A 1,711-nucleotide genomic window follows, 5' to 3' on the forward strand; every position below is an offset into this window, starting at 1 on the left:
GACGGGCACGGATGGCAATTGCAGGTACGGTATAGCAAAGAGAGCCGGCATTTCCCTCTCCGTTCTAGGCGAGAACTGGTTCGAATCTTTCGATCACTGGATGCTCCTGGCAGATACGTACAGAGCATCGGAATTAGTAGATTAGCGTGAAATTCTAGAAGGACGCGCAGGCGGGTCGGCGCCACTGCTGTAGATGGCACAAGACGCTGCGGTAGCCAAGCTCGGCACCTACGCTCGGAAGGCGAGACCGCCATCCTTCCTGTACATAGGGGTGCAAGCTCCGCTATGTACTGAAGGCTATAGCGATCAGAAAGCGGCGGCTACTGCCCGCGTCCTGTCAGGCAGGGATGCCCAAAATCACATGAGAAGCTTTGAATACCGCCGTAGCGGCCACGCCAGGTTCCAGTTGCAGCTCATGCACCGCATCTCTCGTTACCACTGCGCAGATCTTGCTGCCACCCGCTGTGACGATGGTGACCTCAGCGTTCACGGCGCCATCGCTGACGGTCTCGACAGTACCAGCCAGGCAGTTGCGAGCGGACAGACGAACACCGCTAGCCTCAGTCAGCACCATTACCCAGGGAGCTTTCACCAGCGCGATAGCACGTGCCCCCTGTTCAAGACCCAACGATCTGACGCTTTCCATCGTCACTACGGCCACCAGCTCGGTGCCACCGGCCAGATCCAAGATCACTTCTGCGTTGACGGCGCCTTCGCGCACTTCCTTGACGTTACCTTCGAAGACATTACGGGCGCTAACTTTCATAAGGGGCTCTCGTCCAGGGAAGCTATTTTGAGGTCGACACTGTAGTAAGAAGCGCTATAGCCTTTCCACCCTAACGCCGCTGAAAGTCCTGCAAACCGCCATCAACCGACAAAATTTTTATCCATTAGAGAAATTATCAATGACCGATATGTCATCGCGCTTTGCTCTCACCCTTATCGGGGCTCTTTTGGCTAACTCTGCTTTGGCCGACGAAGTACCCGTTGCTGTCGCGGCGAACTTCTCTGCCCCACTCAAGGCCATAGGTGAAGCTTTTGAGAAAGACACAGGGCACCACCTAGTCATCTCCAGCGGCGCCACTGGACAGCTCTATTCGCAAATCAAGAACGGCGCGCCCTTCGAGGTGTTCCTCTCCGCTGACGATACGACTCCTGCCAAGCTTGAAGCTGAAGGGGATGCTGTCAAAGGTTCCCGCTTCACCTATGCCATTGGCACCCTCGCTCTGTGGTCTCCCAAAGCGGGATACGTCGATAAGGACGGCGCGATACTCAAGAAGAACTCCTACGCATACCTGTCCATTGCCAATCCCAAAACCGCTCCCTATGGCCTTGCTGCTACACAGACGCTGGACAAACTAGGATTGACCGAGACGGTCAAGAGCAAGCTGGTGGAAGGGCAGAACATTACCCAGGCCTATCAATTCCTCTCTACTGGGAATGCTGAGCTAGGTTTCGTTGCACTTTCTCAGATCTATCAGGATGGAAAGGTAAAGGAAGGTTCAGCGTGGATCGTTCCTGCAGAATTGTACGATCCTATTCGCCAAGATGCGGTACTACTCAACAAGGGTAAAGACCAACCCGCCGCTACAGCTCTGCTGAACTACCTGAAAGGCCCGCAAGCTGCCGCCGTCCTCAAGGCGTACGGCTACAGACACTAGGCTCTGTCTGAAAAGTCGACGCGCCAACAGCGATCAATGCAGGCCAGAGT

The 1,711-nt window shown here is 55.1% G+C and carries 2 protein-coding genes; one reads left to right on the plus strand and one right to left on the minus strand.

Going from position 1 to position 1,711, the window contains the following annotated elements:
• Positions 1–337 precede the first annotated feature (337 nt).
• The gene (locus GSQ95_RS25860; RefSeq protein ID WP_158893729.1) at positions 338–766 is read right to left on the minus strand and encodes a molybdopterin-binding protein; all 429 of its coding nucleotides are present in this window, start codon (positions 764–766) and stop codon (positions 338–340) included.
• Positions 767–905: 139 nt separating this feature from the next.
• Here GSQ95_RS25860 and modA point away from each other — a divergent pair, with 139 nt between their 5' ends.
• Positions 906–1,661, plus strand: coding sequence for a molybdate ABC transporter substrate-binding protein (modA, locus tag GSQ95_RS25865; protein ID WP_158893727.1), 756 nt, complete (start codon positions 906–908; stop codon positions 1,659–1,661).
• Positions 1,662–1,711: the final 50 nt, after the last annotated feature.

The organism is Pseudomonas sp. BAV 4579, from assembly GCF_009765395.1.
In the GTDB taxonomy this organism is placed as follows: domain Bacteria; phylum Pseudomonadota; class Gammaproteobacteria; order Pseudomonadales; family Pseudomonadaceae; genus Chryseomonas; species Chryseomonas aestiva.